18 protein-coding genes are annotated in these 16,812 nt (G+C 49.5%); 7 read left to right on the top strand and 11 right to left on the bottom strand.

Annotated elements, in window-relative coordinates:
* Positions 1-38 precede the first annotated feature (38 nt).
* Positions 39-1,988, bottom strand: coding sequence for an ATP-dependent zinc metalloprotease FtsH (ftsH, locus tag BJJ97_RS08415; RefSeq protein ID WP_167385194.1), 1,950 nt, complete (start codon positions 1,986-1,988; stop codon positions 39-41).
* Positions 1,989-2,035: 47 nt separating this feature from the next.
* Positions 2,036-2,665 carry a 23S rRNA (uridine(2552)-2'-O)-methyltransferase RlmE gene (rlmE, locus tag BJJ97_RS08410; RefSeq protein WP_095701555.1) on the bottom strand — a complete coding sequence of 210 codons (630 nt, stop codon included), beginning with the start codon at positions 2,663-2,665 and terminating at the stop codon, positions 2,036-2,038.
* Between the two features lie 143 nt (positions 2,666-2,808).
* Here rlmE and yhbY point away from each other — a divergent pair, with 143 nt between their 5' ends.
* Positions 2,809-3,102, top strand: a complete 294-nt coding sequence (yhbY, locus tag BJJ97_RS08405; RefSeq protein WP_010283039.1) for a ribosome assembly RNA-binding protein YhbY — start codon at positions 2,809-2,811, stop codon at positions 3,100-3,102.
* A gap of 128 nt (positions 3,103-3,230) precedes the next feature.
* On the opposite strand, the gene greA is transcribed toward yhbY, so the two are convergent.
* Positions 3,231-3,710 carry a transcription elongation factor GreA gene (greA, locus tag BJJ97_RS08400; protein WP_095701554.1) on the bottom strand — a complete coding sequence of 160 codons (480 nt, stop codon included), beginning with the start codon at positions 3,708-3,710 and terminating at the stop codon, positions 3,231-3,233.
* Positions 3,711-3,978: 268 nt separating this feature from the next.
* Here greA and dacB point away from each other — a divergent pair, with 268 nt between their 5' ends.
* Positions 3,979-5,412 (top strand): serine-type D-Ala-D-Ala carboxypeptidase, encoded by a 1,434-nt coding sequence (gene dacB / locus BJJ97_RS08395; protein WP_095701553.1) that lies wholly within the window; start codon positions 3,979-3,981, stop codon positions 5,410-5,412.
* 67 nt (positions 5,413-5,479) lie between these two features.
* Here dacB and cgtA read toward each other — a convergent pair whose 3' ends face one another.
* The 4 genes from cgtA to rplU form a co-directional block, all read right to left on the bottom strand.
* Positions 5,480-6,652 (bottom strand): Obg family GTPase CgtA, encoded by a 1,173-nt coding sequence (cgtA, locus tag BJJ97_RS08390; RefSeq protein ID WP_039485897.1) that lies wholly within the window; start codon positions 6,650-6,652, stop codon positions 5,480-5,482.
* Between the two features lie 259 nt (positions 6,653-6,911).
* Positions 6,912-7,874 carry a DMT family transporter gene (locus tag BJJ97_RS08385; protein ID WP_039485894.1) on the bottom strand — a complete coding sequence of 321 codons (963 nt, stop codon included), beginning with the start codon at positions 7,872-7,874 and terminating at the stop codon, positions 6,912-6,914.
* Between the two features lie 89 nt (positions 7,875-7,963).
* A complete protein-coding gene (gene rpmA / locus BJJ97_RS08380) occupies positions 7,964-8,221 on the bottom strand; it encodes a 50S ribosomal protein L27 (protein WP_005971498.1) in 258 nt (85 codons plus the stop codon).
* 19 nt (positions 8,222-8,240) lie between these two features.
* A complete protein-coding gene (gene rplU / locus BJJ97_RS08375; protein WP_010283026.1) occupies positions 8,241-8,552 on the bottom strand; it encodes a 50S ribosomal protein L21 in 312 nt (103 codons plus the stop codon).
* 256 nt (positions 8,553-8,808) lie between these two features.
* On the opposite strand from rplU, the gene ispB reads away from it, so the two are divergent.
* Positions 8,809-9,780 (top strand): octaprenyl diphosphate synthase, encoded by a 972-nt coding sequence (gene ispB, locus BJJ97_RS08370; RefSeq protein WP_095701552.1) that lies wholly within the window; start codon positions 8,809-8,811, stop codon positions 9,778-9,780.
* A 76-nt stretch (positions 9,781-9,856) separates the two neighbouring features.
* Here ispB and BJJ97_RS08365 read toward each other — a convergent pair whose 3' ends face one another.
* Entirely contained in the window at positions 9,857-10,231 is a 375-nt protein-coding gene (locus tag BJJ97_RS08365; RefSeq protein WP_039485888.1) for a DNA-binding protein, read from the bottom strand.
* A gap of 249 nt (positions 10,232-10,480) precedes the next feature.
* Positions 10,481-10,867 (bottom strand): DNA-binding protein, encoded by a 387-nt coding sequence (locus tag BJJ97_RS08360; RefSeq protein ID WP_095993632.1) that lies wholly within the window; start codon positions 10,865-10,867, stop codon positions 10,481-10,483.
* Positions 10,868-11,054: 187 nt separating this feature from the next.
* On the opposite strand from BJJ97_RS08360, the gene BJJ97_RS08355 reads away from it, so the two are divergent.
* Positions 11,055-11,318: a helix-turn-helix domain-containing protein gene (locus BJJ97_RS08355; RefSeq protein ID WP_039485882.1), complete on the top strand. Its 264-nt coding sequence runs from the start codon at positions 11,055-11,057 to the stop codon at positions 11,316-11,318.
* A 70-nt stretch (positions 11,319-11,388) separates the two neighbouring features.
* Here BJJ97_RS08355 and mdh read toward each other — a convergent pair whose 3' ends face one another.
* Positions 11,389-12,327: a malate dehydrogenase gene (gene mdh / locus BJJ97_RS08350; RefSeq protein WP_014914106.1), complete on the bottom strand. Its 939-nt coding sequence runs from the start codon at positions 12,325-12,327 to the stop codon at positions 11,389-11,391.
* Positions 12,328-12,796: 469 nt separating this feature from the next.
* Here mdh and argR point away from each other — a divergent pair, with 469 nt between their 5' ends.
* A complete protein-coding gene (gene argR, locus BJJ97_RS08345; protein WP_010283010.1) occupies positions 12,797-13,267 on the top strand; it encodes a transcriptional regulator ArgR in 471 nt (156 codons plus the stop codon).
* 85 nt (positions 13,268-13,352) lie between these two features.
* Here argR and tsaD read toward each other — a convergent pair whose 3' ends face one another.
* The gene (gene tsaD / locus BJJ97_RS08340) at positions 13,353-14,366 is read right to left on the bottom strand and encodes a tRNA (adenosine(37)-N6)-threonylcarbamoyltransferase complex transferase subunit TsaD (protein ID WP_095701550.1); all 1,014 of its coding nucleotides are present in this window, start codon (positions 14,364-14,366) and stop codon (positions 13,353-13,355) included.
* Positions 14,367-14,593: 227 nt separating this feature from the next.
* Here tsaD and rpsU point away from each other — a divergent pair, with 227 nt between their 5' ends.
* Positions 14,594-14,809, top strand: a complete 216-nt coding sequence (gene rpsU / locus BJJ97_RS08335) for a 30S ribosomal protein S21 (protein ID WP_001144069.1) — start codon at positions 14,594-14,596, stop codon at positions 14,807-14,809.
* 153 nt (positions 14,810-14,962) lie between these two features.
* Positions 14,963-16,717 carry a DNA primase gene (dnaG, locus tag BJJ97_RS08330; RefSeq protein ID WP_095701549.1) on the top strand — a complete coding sequence of 585 codons (1,755 nt, stop codon included), beginning with the start codon at positions 14,963-14,965 and terminating at the stop codon, positions 16,715-16,717.
* Positions 16,718-16,812: the final 95 nt, after the last annotated feature.

Raw genomic sequence — 16,812 nt, 5'->3', positions numbered from 1 at the left:
TGGGGTTTCGTAAGTTACAGATGTCAATCACAAGCGAATTATTTGTCGTCCACTTGCTCAGACATTGTATTACCGGGATTAGGTGTCTGCGGCTCATCTACTGGTGTAGGGGCTTTAGGTGTACCGCCACCGTTGCCAGCATCGTTGTCAGAACGAGACTCTTCCCAACCTGCTGGTGGACGAACGTCTTTCTTACGTCCCATCAGGTCATCGATCTGCGGCGCATCAATGGTTTCATACTTCATCAACGCATCTTTCATTGAGTGAAGAATGTCCATGTTGGCCATCAACAGTTCGCGAGCACGCACGTAGTTACGTTCAACCAGAGATTTTACTTCCTGATCGATGATACGCGCCGTCTCATCTGACATGTGTTTAGCTTTTGCCACAGAACGACCGAGGAAGACTTCACCTTCTTCTTCCGCATAAAGCAATGGGCCCAGTTTTTCGGAGAAGCCCCACTGCGTCACCATGTTACGAGCAATCGACGTTGCAACCTTGATATCATTCGACGCGCCTGTCGAAACATGTTCCACGCCGTAAATAATTTCTTCGGCCAGTCGACCGCCGTACAGCGTAGAGATCTGGCTTTCCAGCTTCTGACGGCTAGCGCTGATCGCATCGCCTTCAGGCAGGAAGAACGTCACACCCAGTGCACGGCCACGCGGAATGATCGTCACTTTGTGGACCGGATCGTGCTCTGGCACCAGACGACCAATGATTGCATGCCCAGCTTCATGATACGCCGTCGATTCTTTCTGCTTCTCAGTCATTACCATGGAACGGCGCTCTGCACCCATCATGATTTTGTCTTTAGCTTTCTCAAACTCGACCATCGAAACAACGCGTTTGTTACCACGAGCGGAGAACAATGCAGCTTCGTTAACTAGGTTAGCCAAATCTGCACCAGAGAAGCCTGGCGTACCACGTGCAATCACTGACGCATCGATATCTGGAGACAGCGGCACGCGACGCATGTGAACTTTCAGAATCTGTTCACGACCGCGAACATCCGGCAGGCCAACCACAACCTGACGGTCAAAACGACCTGGACGCAGCAACGCGGGGTCAAGAACATCAGGACGGTTAGTTGCCGCGATGACAATAATGCCCTCGTTGCCTTCAAAGCCATCCATCTCAACCAGCATTTGGTTCAGCGTTTGTTCACGTTCATCGTGACCACCGCCCAAACCTGCGCCACGCTGACGGCCAACGGCGTCGATTTCATCGATAAAGATGATACAAGGCGCAGCTTTCTTCGCCTGTTCGAACATGTCACGGACACGAGAAGCACCGACACCGACAAACATTTCAACGAAGTCAGAACCGGAAATCGTAAAGAAAGGCACTTTTGCTTCACCGGCAATCGCTTTTGCCAGCAGCGTTTTACCTGTTCCCGGCGGGCCGACCATCAGAATGCCTTTCGGAATTTTACCGCCCAGTTTCTGGAAACGGCTAGGTTCGCGCAGGTACTCGACCAGTTCGCTAACCTCTTCCTTCGCTTCGTCACAACCCGCTACATCAGCAAACGTCGTCTTGATCTGATCTTCAGTCAACATACGCGCTTTGCTCTTGCCGAAGGACATAGCGCCTTTACCGCCGCCGCCTTGCATTTGACGCATGAAGAAGATCCAGACGCCAATCAGTAACAGCATCGGGAACCAAGAAATAAAGATAGAAGCCAGCAAGCTCGGTTCTTCCGGCGGCTCACCAACGACTTTCACGTTCTTCGTTAGCAGGTTATCCAGTAGCTTGGGATCATTGACAGGAATGTAAGTCGTGTATCTGTTGCTGTCTTTTTTGATAACACTGATCTCACGCCCGTTAATACGTGCTTCACGGACCTGATCCTGATTCACTTCAGTCAAGAAGGTTGAATAATCCACCCTACGGCCATTCGACTCGCTGGGCCCAAAGCTCTGGAAAACAGACATCAGCACAACTGCGATGACTAACCAGAGAATTAGGTTTTTCGCCATGTCACTCAAGGGATTAACCTCATATTACAACTGTGTTAAAAAACAGCGTTAGGGTACTACAGTTTGCGCCCTGTCGCTACAATATACACTTCACGAGACCGGGCACGTGAGGCGTCTGGTTTACGAATTTTCACTTTCGTAAACAGGGAGCGAATTTCCCGCAGGTATTCATCAAAACCTTCTCCCTGAAACACTTTCACCAGGAAACTTCCGCCTGGTGCTAATACATCCCGACACATACCAAGTGCTAATTCAACCAGATACATCGACTTCGGAATATCAACGGCTGGTGTACCACTCATGTTAGGGGCCATGTCAGACATCACCACCTGAACTTTGCTATCGCCAACCCTTTCGAGCAAGGCTTTGAGGACCAGTTCATCACGAAAGTCCCCTTGCAGGAAATCGACGCCAACAATCGGATCCATCGGTAAAATATCACACGCGATAATTCGACCATTCCCACCTATTTGCGTGACCACATACTGTGACCAGCCGCCAGGCGCCGCGCCTAAATCCACAACGGTCATACCGGGTTTAAACAGTTTGTCGCCTTGCTGTATTTCGTCAAGTTTAAACCAAGCACGTGAACGCAGCCCTTTTTTCTGGGCCTGCAGCACATATTTATCGCTAAAGTGTTCCTGCAACCAGCGACTGGAACTTGCAGAACGCTTTTTATTCGCCATCGATTTTCCAACTATTCTCAGTAACACGCTCGTGGTGGGGAGAAACTTCTCACATATTACCAATCAGAGCAGTCAAATTGGTTATAATCATGAGATGGCGGTAGAATGACCCGTTTTCAATCCCAACCTAAGTAAAAAAGACAATGAACCTAAGTAATAAACAAAAACAACACCTGAAAGGCTTGGCACATCCGCTAAAACCGGTTGTCATGCTGGGCAATAACGGTCTCACCGAAGGTGTTCTGGCTGAGATCGAACAAGCATTGGCACATCATGAGCTGATCAAGATAAAAGTAGCGACCGAAGATCGCGAAACCAAGGCCTTGATCGTGGAGGCAATTGTTCGTGAAACGGGTGCCGCTAACGTTCAGGTTATCGGCCATACGTTGGTGCTCTACCGGCCTGCAAAAGAACGTAAAATTGTGTTACCACGATAACACTTTTTATTTCAGGATACTCGGTTTTAACGGAAAGGTGCCATGCCTCTCGGTTAGAGAAAAGGCCGCAAGCGGCCTTTTTCTTTTCTTTACAATTTTTGCTGTTTTAATCAACAATTCGGCAAAATTTATAGATATTCGACCTTCAGGATCTCATATTCCACGTCGCCGCCCGGGGTACGGATGACCACAACGTCATCTTGCTCTTTGCCGATCAGGCCACGCGCGATAGGGGAATTCACAGAGATCAGATTCTGTTTAAAATCCGCTTCGTCATCGCCAACAATCCGATAGGTTTGCTCTTCTTCGTTATCCAGATTCATCACCGTCACGGTCGCGCCAAAAATAACACGCCCGTTGTTCGCTGACATTTTCGTGACATCGATAACCTGTGCGTTAGACAGTTTCGCTTCAATGTCTTGAATACGTCCTTCACAAAAGCCCTGCTGCTCGCGTGCGGCATGATATTCTGCATTTTCTTTCAGATCGCCGTGCTCACGCGCTTCGGCAATCGCGGCAATAATTTCAGGTCGACGCACAGATTTCAGGTGGTCAAGCTCTTCGCGCAATTTTTCAGCGCCACGCAACGTCATCGGAAATTGTTTCATATTGTCTATACCTCTAAAAAAGTCCGTAAGACTCAAATAATCGTCATCCTGACGCGCTAAAAATCAAAGGCGACGGAGTCTCTGCAACGTGTCAGTCCTCACTGGACATAAAACAAAAGCAACCAGCCCCGGAACAAAATTTCCAGGCTAGCAGCGGTTTTGCATTTTGATACGTATTTTACCCCAGAGTTCAATGAGGGTCATCGTTTACTTTAGACCTTGTTGCGCCGTAGTATGACCACACGTTACCCCGTTATTAGCTGAGATTATGCGTTTTTCATCGATTGTTACCGGACTTGCCTGCGCTTTTGTTCTGCATGCCAATGCAGCTTCTGTTGAGGATCATCGCCAATATTTACCAGATGGTGCCAATTTGGCGCTATTGGTACAAAAAGTTGGCGCAACAACACCCAGTATGGCCTTCAATAGCCAGCAAATGGCGCTTCCGGCCAGTACGCAAAAGGTGATAACCGCATTAGCTGCATTACTACAGTTGGGTCCAGATTATCGATTCATCACCACGATGGAAAGCCACGGGCCTGTCACCAGCGGTATTCTGAACGGTAATCTCATCGTACGGTTTAGCGGCGATCCTACGCTTAAGCGCCAGCAAATACGCAATATGGTGCAGGAATTAAGAAAGCGTGGGATACAGGAAATCTCAGGTGATGTGCTGATCGACACCTCAGTGTTCGCCAGTCACGATAAAGCGCCAGGCTGGCCCTGGAACGACATGACACAGTGTTTCAGCGCCCCACCGGGGGCTGCGATTGTCGATCGCAACTGCTTCTCCGTCTCGCTCTACAGTGCGCCTAAAGCGGGTGATAATGCGTTTATCCGCGTTGCATCCTATTATCCAGTGCAAATGTTCAGCGAAGTCCGCACGCTGGCTAAAGGCTCAGCCGATGCCCAATATTGCGAATTGGATGTGGTACCCGGGGAATTAAATCGCTTCACGCTTACAGGTTGTCTGGTTCAGCGCACAGAGCCGCTTCCGCTGGCATTCGCGATTCAGGATGGCGCCAGCTATGCCGGTGCTATCGTTAAAGATGAGCTACAGCAGGCAGATATTCGTATTAAAGGCAGCCTTCGCCGCCAGACGCAGCCAGGTCCAGCAGGAAGCGTACTGGCCCAGACACAATCGCCTCCGCTGCACGACCTGCTCACTATCATGCTGAAAAAATCAGACAACATGATTGCCGATACGGTCTTTCGTACTATTGGGCACGAGCGTTTTAGCGTACCAGGAACATGGCGCGCTGGCGCTGATGCCGTGCGACAAATTCTGCGCCAGAAGGCAGGTGTCGATTTAGGAAACAGCATTGTTGTAGATGGTTCAGGCCTGTCACGACATAACCTGATTTCACCGGAAACGATGATGCAAGTCTTGCAGTACATCGCACAGCACGATAATGAACTGAATTACATCACGATGCTTCCGCTTTCAGGCTATGACGGCACGCTGCGTTATCGTGGCGGCCTGCATGAAGCTGGTGTCGATGGCAAGGTTTCGGCTAAAACCGGGGCATTGCAGGGCGTATATAATCTGGCAGGCTTCATTACTACCGCGAGCGGCCAGCGTATGGCATTCGTCCAGTTCCTGTCCGGCTATGCCGTGCCACCAGAAGACCAGCGCGCACGTCGCGTCCCTCTGGTGAGATTTGAAAGCCGTCTCTACAAAGATATTTATCAGAGTAATTAAAATAACAACGCGGCCTTACTTTGAGGGTAAGGCCGCGTTGGCGAGATCTGACTAGCAGGAGAACGAATTATTTTTGATAGATGATCTCAACACCTTCATCATCTTCATCGTCCCAATCATCATCCCACTCTTCTTCGGCTTCTTTTTCTACTTCTGCCAGTTGTTCACGGTGATAATCATCCCACATGAACTCCACTTTTTCCGGCGCACTTTCAGCGATTGCCGTCATTTTCGGATTGGCTTTCAGGAAGTTCATCACATCCCAGCAAAGTGGGTTGACGCCTTCACGGTTCGCCGCAGAAATCAGATAGTATTTATCATCCCAGCCAAGCGCGGCCGCAATCTCTTTGGCACGTTTTTCCGCTTCAGCCTTATCGATCAAGTCAACCTTGTTGAAAACCAACCAACGCGGTTTTTCTGCCAAGCCAGCACCATACTGCTCTAACTCGTTGATAATGATCTTGGCATTTTCAATCGGATCTGACTCATCAATCGGTGCCAGATCAACCAAATGCAGCAGAACACGGCAGCGTTCAAGGTGTTTCAGGAAACGAATCCCCAGCCCGGCACCGTCGGATGCGCCTTCAATCAAACCTGGGATATCCGCTACAACAAAGCTCTGCTCGCTATCCATACGGACCACACCAAGGCTCGGCACCAAGGTGGTGAACGGATAATCGGCCACTTTCGGCTTCGCTGCTGATACTGCGCGGATAAAGGTCGATTTACCTGCGTTAGGCAGGCCAAGCATTCCCACGTCAGCCAGCAACAGCAGTTCCAGCGTCAGCTCACGCTCTTCGCCTTTTGTACCATTGGTTTTCTGACGCGGAGCACGGTTGACTGACGATTTAAAACGCGAGTTACCCAAACCATGCCAGCCGCCTTTCGCGACCATCAGGTTCTGTTGATGGCGAGTCATATCGCCCAGTACTTCGCCCGTTCCCTGATCAAGAACACGAGTACCGACTGGAACTTTAATCGTAATATCTTTACCGCGTTTGCCCGTACAGTCGCGACTTTGCCCGTTTTGTCCACGCTCAGCGCGGAAAGATTTTTCAAAACGATAGTCGATCAACGTGTTCAGGTTTTCGTCTGCCAGCAGATAAACGTCACCGCCATCCCCGCCGTCACCGCCGTCTGGGCCACCGTTAGGAATATATTTTTCACGACGAAAGCTGACACAACCGTTACCGCCATCGCCTGCCACAACGAGAATTGTGGCTTCATCTACAAACTTCATTGATTCTCTCCGCAAAAAACCAATAGAGAATATCTACGTGTTTTAGGCTTGTTATTGGTTCTTCTTGGCGTAACTTTTTGATTTTAAGGCATGTAGCGTGTTTCTACTTACCATTAAAAAACTGACGCACCAGAACGCATTCCAGCAAAGGAGCGGATTGTACCTGCCCGCTCCAATAATTTCATCTGTATTAAAAATAAACAACACATGCAGACTGTCAAAAAATGGCTGTGACCGCTGCAATACATTTTCTCTTACGCTATTTTTTCGCTACCAATGGCAGCACAGGCTCTTTCTTTCCAGGAAGGAAACGATGCCCAATAGCGGAAAACATGGCGCCAGCAACAACCACAAACGCACCGACATAACCAATCCAATTCAATACTGGCGCAGCAAAGAAAGTCGGCCACCCTAACGCCAGCAGATCGGAAAACAGCAGCGTAAACAACGGCGTCAGCGTAATGACCGCGCTAACCTGCGACGCCTGCCAGCGAGCCATTGCTTCCGCCAGCGCACCATACCCAATCAACGTATTCGCACCGCAGAATAACAGGCAAATAAGCTGCCAGTTGCTCAGTTGAAAAATAACCTCAAGCTTGGCAAAAGGCGTGATAAAGACGACACACAGAACATATAACAAAAATAGAATCTGCTGTGATGTCAGACGTCGCAATAGAACTTTCTGCGCTACACCATAGGATACCCATACCGCCGAGGCGCAAACACCCAGCAGCACGCCCAACGTGTAGTCTGTCAGTCGGGTAAAAATCTCAATCAGGCTGGTATTAAAGAACAGGAGCAGACCACAGATCAGCATGATCGCGCCAATGATCTGCGTGCCGCGCATCTTTTCCTTTAGGATAAGTACGCTGGCGAACATCATGCCTACAGGGGAAAGCTGCCCGATAACCTGAGACGCTGTCGGGCTCAGATATTGGAGAGACGAGCTAAAGAAAACAAAGTTGCCCAGTAGCCCAGCCGTCGCAATCAGTAGCAGAACCCACCAGCGCCGATGCCGGAAAACCCGCATTGGCGGCAACTTCTTACGGGATGACAGAATAATGCCGAGTCCAATGGAAGCAATGAAAAAGCGATACCAAACAATTGTATAAGGTTCCATCACCACCAGAACCTGTTTCATGGCTATCGGTAACGCCCCCCAGCAAACAGCCGTAGTCAGCGCCAGACAAAGACCGATGCCCGTCTGTTGTTTAGTATTCATACTTATCCAGATGGTTTACTCAGAATCAGAATGTAAAAAGCCCCGCAAAGAATTGCGGGGCTTAAATCCGTCAGACCTAACGCGAAAAATTATTCAGCAACGATGCTGATAAATTTACGGTTTTTTGGGCCTTTAACTTCAAACTGAACTTTACCATCAGTCAAAGCAAACAGAGTATGGTCTTTCCCGCAGCCAACGTTAGTTCCTGCGTGGAATTTAGTACCACGTTGACGAACGATGATGTTGCCAGCCAGTACACTTTCGCCGCCAAAACGTTTTACGCCCAGACGTTGTGCGTTAGAGTCACGACCGTTACGGGTTGAACCGCCAGCTTTCTTGTGTGCCATTTAATCCGCTCTCCTAATCTTAAGCGCTGATGCCGGTAATTTTCACGTCAGTGAACCACTGACGGTGGCCTGCTTGCTTACGGTAGTGTTTACGGCGACGGAACTTAACGATCTTCACTTTTTCGCCACGACCATGAGCAACAACTTCAGCTTTGATTTTACCGCCATCGACGAAAGGAACGCCGATTTTGATTTCTTCACCGTTAGCAACCATCAGAACTTGGTCAAACTCAACGGCTTCACCAGTTGCGATGTCCAGCTTTTCCAAGCGAACGGTTTGCCCTTCGCTTACTCGGTGTTGTTTACCACCACTTTGGAAAACTGCGTACATATAAAACTCCGCTTTCCGCGCACCCGTTAATAGGTTTCAGAGCGCGCTATAAATATTCATAATAGGGCGCGAATTCTACGCAAAAATACTGAGGATGACAAGTGCATAATCAACGGATGTGAAGAAAAAGAATACAACGTATCAACTGCCGTTTATCTCTCTCATTTTTCAAGTACAATCGGCCCAATAAGTTCCGTCTTGCCGATATGCAACAGCAATCTTACGGCAGTGTTGAAGACATACGTTGGCACAAACCATGAATCTAGAACAAATTACAACATTAACTACGCAGGATATGGCAGCTGTTAATAACGTCATTCTTGAACAACTGAATTCTGACGTCGTTTTGATAAACCAGCTCGGACATTACATCATCAGCGGTGGTGGAAAACGTATACGCCCGATGATTGCAGTCCTTGCGGCCAGAGCCCTCGACTATAACGGTGATAAACATGTCACTGTTGCCGCGCTGATCGAATTTATCCACACTGCAACACTGCTGCATGATGACGTGGTAGACGAATCCGACATGCGCCGGGGTAAAGCGACAGCCAATGCCGCCTTTGGCAACGCAGCAAGCGTGTTGGTTGGGGATTTCATTTATACCCGCGCCTTCCAGATGATGACCAGCCTCGAATCGTTACGCGTTCTGGCGCTGATGTCAGAAGCGGTGAACGTGATCGCTGAAGGCGAAGTCTTGCAGCTAATGAACTGCAACGACCCGGATATCACTGAAGAAAGCTATATGCGCGTCATTTACAGTAAAACAGCGCGTTTATTTGAAGCCGCAGCGCAATCTTCATCGATCCTTGCTGGCGCGACGCCAGAGCAAGAAAAAGCGCTTCAGGACTATGGCCGCTACCTGGGCACTGCGTTCCAGTTAATTGACGATCTGCTCGACTACAGTGCGGATGGCAAAACGCTGGGGAAAAACACGGGCGATGACCTCAATGAAGGCAAGCCGACGCTGCCGCTGCTGCACGCGATGCGTCATGGTAATGCAGAACAAAGTTCGATGATTCGCAAGGCGATTGAAGAAGGAAACGGGCGTCATCTGCTGGGACCAGTTCTTGCCGCCATGCAGCAATGCGGTTCACTTGATTATACGCGTCAGCGTGCCGAAGAAGAGGCAGATAAAGCGATTAGCGCACTACAGCTGCTGCCGGAAACGCCACACCGCATGGCGCTCGAAGGCCTTGCTCACTTAGCCGTACAGCGCGATTTCTAACGTGGTGTAAGTTCTATCAGATAAGATCGTTGATTCATAAGTAGCGCTGCCTTGCAGCGCTACTCGTTCGCCAGGCTTAGGCAGTCTGGTCGAGTGTGACATCATCCAGCCGAGACAGCATCGCTATTGTCCCTTCACGCAAGATGAAATTAATCAGCCGGCTTCGTTCATCAACGGAAAGTTGATGGAAAATATGCACCCACGATGACAGTAGGGTCGGCTCATTATCGATACGATAATACTCGGTTGGCGGATTTTCTTTTACCAGTAGAGAGTTCCTGACCTCGTTCGGCAAACTGCGAATAGAATATTCGACACCGCGCCCTTGAACCCCTTTCCGCCTGCGCTTTTCCCAACCATCGTCTCGCGCCCGTTTGTTCAGCCCCTGCGGTGACTTAGGCAATCCACCTACGCCAACCAGCTCACTTGTTGCAAACCACTCTTTGTCCATACTCGTCACTCCCTTGTTTGTTTTGAACAGGCATTACGTCAACTCGCCCAAAAGTTTCCATATAGTAGACTATAATTACCTAAACCGCTAACTTTTACACGTTACCGACACACCTAAGTAATAGAAGAAATGATTAAATCCAGCGTGATGTCCAACCACTGCAGCCAGAGAAAGTGCTACAAAGCGACAGAAAATACAGGTTCCTTTTCATCACTGAGGCTAACGTTCAGAAAGATCGCCAAGAGCGAATCAGTCAATCACCATCGATGAGACAGGTTCCCCATCCGACGGTGTAATGCCTAACTGACTCAGCGTGGTAGACACCCCGACTCGCAGAATATAAGCGATTAGCTCATCTCTTTCTTTTTCAGATAGTTGTTGATAAATCTGCATCCATACGGCCAATGCCGCAGGCTGTTTAGCCGAGTAGGCGGAAGGCTCGATTTCGAGTAATAGGGATTTTTTTACCGTATCCGGCAAGCTGTGAATTGAGTACTCCACTCCTCTTCCCTGGACGCCTTTACGGCGACGCTTCTCCCATCCATCCTCGCGGGCGCGCTTATTTAATCCTTGTCTTGATTTCGGAAGGCCGCCGACTCCAACCAATTCGCTGGTAGCAAACCACTCTTTTTTCATTGCCTTTCATCCTGATAGTGCCATCCCTAACAAAAACGCCCTTATTTGGAAATTAATTGAGAGTTTTAAGGAAAATTAATGCTATATTATTTCCAAATAATAATGTCATGTTAGTTCGGCATATAACTAACATCCGTTATTTATACCACTAATCTACAGTCGTCTTATAGCAAATAAGGGAAGGATTATGATTTTAAGGAAACAAGACTGGCATCCCGCTGATATCATTGCTGCACTGCGCAAGAAAAACACAACGCTGGCGGCGGTATCGCGAGCGGCCGGATTAAGCTCATCAACGCTAGCTAATGCACTCTCACGCCCTTGGCCCAAAGGGGAATGGCTTATTGCCGATGCGATGGGTATTCACCCATCAGAGATTTGGCCCAGCCGATACTACAATCCAGAAACCAATGAGCTTATCGACAGAAAAAAACTCATCCGTCCCGATTAAAAAAGAAAAAGCCGGAGATCGATATCTCCGGCTTTTTATTCAACGTCACGTATTACAAGAATCTCAATGATTAGTTCTTGATGAACGTCTCGCCTAGCTCAATATCCTGCTTCAGCGTATCCAGCATGCTGTTCAGCGCATTTTGCTCAAAAGCGCTTAATGTGCCGATGTCTTTACGCTCGGCGACGCCGTCTTTGCCTAACAGAATCGGTTGAGCGAAGAAGCGGGCATATTTGCCATCGCTTTCAACGTATGCACATTCCACCACACCGCTTTCGCCTTGCAGCGCACGAACCAGAGACAGACCAAAACGTGCCGCAGCCTGACCCATAGACAACGTAGCCGATCCGCCACCTGCTTTGGCTTCAACAACCTCGGTGCCCGCATTCTGGATACGCTTGGTCAGATCGGCCACTTCCTGCTCGCTGAAGCTGATACCAGGAACCTGAGACAGCAGCGGCAGAATCGTCACACCAGAGTGTCCACCGATAACTGGCACATTAATGTCCTGCGGCTGTTTGCCTTTCAGCTCAGCAACGAACGTGTTGGAACGGATGATATCCAGCGTTGTAACGCCGAACAGTTTGTTTTTGTCGTATACGCCAGCTTTTTTCAGCACTTCTGCTGCGATGGCAACGGTCGTATTCACCGGGTTGGTGATGATACCGATACAGGCTTTCGGGCAAGTAACCGCAATTTGCTCAACCAGATTACGCACAATGCCAGCATTGACGTTGAACAGATCGGAACGATCCATACCAGGTTTACGTGCCACACCCGCGGAGATCAGCACGATATCTGCACCAACAAGCGCTGGTTTAGCATCTTCACCGCTATAGCCTTTGATCTTCACTGCTGTAGGAATATGGCTCAGATCGACGGCAACACCCGGCGTTACTGGGGCGATATCGTAAAGGGATAGTTCTGAACCTGAAGGAAGCTGGGTTTTGAGGAGGAGTGCGAGTGCCTGACCGATACCACCTGCTGCTCCGAGAACTGCAACTTTCATCCTAAACTCCTTATTATCATAAAATAAAAAAGTGCCGTGAATTCATTTGGTTATAAACAGAATATAAAAATGGGGATACGAGCAACCTACTTATCTTTCCACAAATGACACGAGAGACAAAAAATACGCTATGTCTCTAATAATAAATCAAAAACAACCATTCGTTTGAAAGGTAAGTAAAGTTAATAAGCTATTGAGCTATAACGCGGTGTTCATTCACGTGCGTTTAACCAGTGCGCTACATTACACCGATCAATGGCGTCCGAACAACATCATTCTGATAACATTTGATTTACTTTTATGTGACGCAGGACGCATTTTTCGGACTACCCGAGAGTCGATTTTTTTTGAAAACAGCGACTAACGCATATCTGGTGAAAGGGATTGGAATTATACGCGATTTAATTGCATAAAAATTCACACAACTGCATAATAGGAAGATTAACCATAACAATTAATCCGGTGCAGAATGCGAAATTCGACAAAACAAGAAGACCTCGTTAAAGCGTTCAAGGCGCTGTTAAAAGAAGAGAAGTTCAGTTCTCAAAGTGAAATTGTTCAGGCATTGCAAGACGAAGGATTTGAAAACATCAACCAATCCAAGGTGTCACGCATGCTAACGAAATTTGGCGCCGTGCGCACACGCAATGCCAAAATGGAGATGGTGTATTGTCTCCCTGCCGAACTTGGCGTCCCGACGACATCCAGCCCGCTGAAGAACCTTGTGCTGGACGTGGATTACAATGATGCCGTCGTCGTGATCCACACCAGCCCTGGCGCCGCGCAGCTCATTGCTCGCCTGCTGGACTCACTAGGTAAGTCAGAAGGCATTCTCGGCACTATCGCGGGTGATGATACTATTTTTACCACCCCAGCAAGAGGCTTCAGCGTCAAACAGCTCTACGAAGCGATTCTGGTGTTATTCGAACAAGAGCTGTAATTCGCTTATCCGCTAATGTTTTTGCTACGCTTTCTTCACTACGTGTAGAGCAACTATCTACACGTAGCGATTACCGCTCGAACACTCACACCGCAGGCAATTCAGCCAACGGCCAACGTGGCCGAACAGATACGCCCAGCGTCTGGCTCGCGCCATGCACAAGACGCACACTGCCTGCGTAGGCAATCATCGCGCCATTATCCGTACAGAATTCAGGCCGCGCATAAAACACTTCACCACCGCGTTTCGCCATCACTTCACCTAAGCGCTGGCGCAGTGTCCGGTTTGCACTCACGCCCCCCGCCATGACCAGTCGTTTAAAGCCCGTCTCATCCAGCGCACGACGACATTTTATCGCCAGCGTATCTACGACGGCGTCTTCAAACGCACGAGCAATGTCAGCACGCGTTTGATCGTCATCACCATTGCTACGAATCGTATTGGCAGCAAATGTTTTTAGCCCGGAAAAGCTGAAATCCAGCCCCGGCCGATCGGTCATCGGGCGCGGAAACGTAAAGCGTTGGGAATTCCCCGCCTGCGCCATTTTCGACAGCATTGGTCCACCGGGATAATCTAATCCCAGTAACTTCGCCGTTTTATCAAACGCTTCACCCGCCGCGTCATCAATCGACTCGCCCAGAAGGCTATATTCACCAATGCCCGTCACGCTGATGAGCTGCGTATGGCCACCAGAGACCAGCAGCGCCACGAAGGGAAACGCCGGCGGGTTATCTTCCAGCATCGGCGCCAGCAAATGCCCTTCCATATGGTGCACAGGAATCGCCGGCACACCCCAGGCGAACGCCAATGACCTACCAATCGTCGCGCCCACCAATAGCGCGCCAACCAAACCCGGGCCGGCGGTGTAAGCCACGCCATCGATATCGTCAGCCTGTAGCCCAGCTTCACGCAGCGCCGCCTGAATTAACGGAACCGTTTTACGCACGTGATCGCGTGAGGCGAGCTCAGGCACTACGCCGCCGTAATCAGCATGCAATTTAACCTGGCTGTATAACTGATTGGCGAGCAAACCGGCTTCCGTGTCATAAATGGCCACACCGGTTTCATCACAGGATGTTTCGATACCCAATACGCGCATTGCTGTTCCTAACTTTGATGATGATACGAGCATGCGTTAAATGCCGCTTGCTTCAAACTGCGGATAGTCTACCATAAGCGGCCTGATTTCTACGCTGGCAGTGGTTGGGCGTTTTATGATCACCGCAATGCTTTACAAAGACGTCACGTTTGCAGTAGAATTCCGCACCATTTTGAAAAGGCTGGCACAAGCCAGCAGCAAACCGAATTTATTGAGGTGAGAGGCACATGCCGGTAATTAAAGTACGTGAAAACGAGCCGTTCGACGTAGCTCTGCGTCGCTTCAAACGTTCCTGTGAAAAAGCAGGCGTTCTGGCTGAAGTTCGTCGTCGTGAGTTTTATGAAAAACCAACGACCGAACGCAAGCGCGCTAAAGCTTCTGCAGTGAAACGTCACGCGAAGAAATTGGCTCGAGAAAACGCACGCCGCACTCGTCTGTATTAATTTTCGGAGGGTTTCCCTCCAACGCGTGATTAATCCGCAGACTTAGCAGTTGCATACGTAAGGCCGTGCTTTCCGAAAGGAAGCGCGGCTTGTTGTCGTTTATAAGCTATATCCAATGTAATCACCTTACAGAAGGGTATACACCAGGGGCTTATGGCTGGACGAATCCCACGCGTATTTATTAATGACCTGCTGGCTCGCACCGACATCGTCGATCTCATTGACGCGCGCGTCAAACTGAAGAAGCAGGGCAAAAACTACCATGCGTGTTGTCCGTTCCATCACGAAAAAACCCCCTCATTCACCGTAAACGGTGACAAACAGTTCTATCACTGTTTTGGCTGTGGCGCACACGGCAACGCCATAGACTTTTTGATGAATTACGATCGTCTCGAATTCGTTGAAACCATTGAAGAACTTGCCACCCAATATGGCCTCGAAGTGCCTTATGAAACCGGCACTGGCCCAACCCAGTTAGAGCGTCACCAACGGCAAAGTCTGTACGAATTGATGGGACAGCTCAGTGGGTTCTATCAACAAGCACTAAGCCAATCAGTCGGTACGCCAGCGTTGCAATATCTGCAACAGCGCGGTTTAAGTGCAGAAGTGATCAGCCATTTTGCGATTGGCTTCGCCCCGCCCGGCTGGGATAACGTTTTAAAGCGCTTTGGCCGCAATGATGACGATCGCAGCACATTGAACGATGCTGGCATGCTGGTGACTAACGATCAGGGTCGAATGTACGACCGCTTCCGCGAGCGTGTGATGTTCCCTATCCGCGACAAACGGGGACGAGTGATTGCCTTCGGCGGACGCGTATTAGGCGACGGTACCCCAAAGTACCTTAACTCGCCGGAAACAGAAATTTTTCATAAAGGTCGCCAGTTGTACGGCCTGTATGAGGCGCAGCAAAGTCACCCAGAACTCAAACGACTCTTGGTTGTTGAAGGCTATATGGATGTGGTAGCGCTGGCGCAGTTTGATATTGACTATGCGGTGGCATCGCTGGGTACCTCCACGACTGCCGATCACATTCAGTTACTATTTCGCGCCACAGACTTGGTGGTGTGTTGTTACGACGGAGACCGTGCTGGACGTGAAGCGGCATGGCGCGCGCTGGAAACTGCGCTACCCTATTTGAACGATGGTCGTCAGCTACGCTTTATGTTCCTGCCAGACGGTGAAGACCCCGACACGCTGGTGCGTAAAGAAGGCAAAGTCGCCTTTGAGCAGCGGATGGAACAGGCCCTGCCGCTGTCGCAGTTTCTGTTTGAAACGCTGCAACAGCAGGTGGACATGAGTTCACCCGACGGTCGTACTAAGCTCAGCACGCTGGTGCTACCGCTGATAGGCCAGGTACCGGGAGAAACGCTGCGGATGTATTTGCGCCAGCAACTCGGTAACAAGCTAGGAATTTTGGACGACAGCCAGTTGGACAGACTGCTCCCAAAAGTGGCAGAGCAGGCTCAATCCTACCAGCCGCCGCAACTAAAAGTCACAACTATGCGTATACTTATAGGACTTTTAGTACAAAACCCAAGATTGGCGGCAGAGGTGCCAGACCTCGCGCTGGAAGGCATTGAAGAAGACAAAGTGGCGGGTTTATCCCTGTTTCAAGACTTGGTGAAAACCTGCAACGCCAGCCCTGGGATGAACATGGGTCTGCTGTTGGAAAAATATCGCGACAGCAAGTACCGCAAACAGCTTGAAACCATGGCTTCATGGAACCATATGATCGTAGAGGAAGAGCTCGACGAGAAGTTCAGAATCAGTCTGGCAGAGCTCTACGATCAGCTGTTGAAACAGCGACAAGAAACATTGATTGCCCGTGACAGAACGCATGGGCTCAACGCCAAAGAAAAAAAAGAGCTTTGGTCGTTGCAACTGGCGTTGACCAGAAAACACTGATACAGAGGCTTAATTGCCGATAAATAGCAGGGTTGAGCCCTGCAAAGAGCCGCTACAGGGGCGCGGCGATAAGAAAAATACCCCTAATGCTATTG

It is taken from the genome of Pectobacterium polaris (genome assembly GCF_002307355.1).
Classification (GTDB): domain Bacteria; phylum Pseudomonadota; class Gammaproteobacteria; order Enterobacterales; family Enterobacteriaceae; genus Pectobacterium; species Pectobacterium polare.
The sequence above is the reverse complement of the archived record's forward strand: the minus strand, read 5'-3'. Positions and strand labels throughout refer to the sequence as shown.